The 449-nt window shown below is 51.4% G+C and carries 1 rRNA gene; it reads left to right on the forward strand.

The annotated features are described in order from the left end of the window. Positions 1-449: ribosomal RNA gene (locus tag HH110_RS19110) — 16S ribosomal RNA — on the forward strand; the annotation flags it as partial.

The following is a 449-nucleotide window of genomic DNA, read 5'->3' on the forward strand; positions in this document are numbered from 1 at the left end:
GCAGTGGGGAATATTGGACAATGGGCGAAAGCCTGATCCAGCAATGCCGCGTGAGTGAAGAAGGCCTTCGGGTTGTAAAGCACTTTCGTTGGGGAAGAAATGCTCAAGGCTCATACCCTTGAGAGTTGACGTTACCCAAAGAAGAAGCACTGGCAAACTCTGTGCCAGCAGCCGCGGTAATACAGAGAGTGCGAGCGTTAATCGGAATCACTGGGCGTAAAGCGCATGTAGGTGGATATTTAAGTCGGATGTGAAAGCCCCGGGCTTAACCTGGGAATTGCATTCGATACTGGATACTAGAGTGTGGTAGAGGGAAGTGGAATTTCCGGTGTAGCGGTGAAATGCGTAGATATCGGAAGGAACATCAGTGGCGAAGGCGACTTCCTGGACCAATACTGACGCTCAGGTGCGAAAGCGTGGGGAGCAAACAGGATTAGATACCCGGGTAG

Source organism: Stenotrophomonas sp. SAM-B, assembly GCF_013387485.1.
Taxonomy (GTDB): Bacteria; Pseudomonadota; Gammaproteobacteria; order Xanthomonadales; family Xanthomonadaceae; genus Stenotrophomonas; species Stenotrophomonas maltophilia_AA.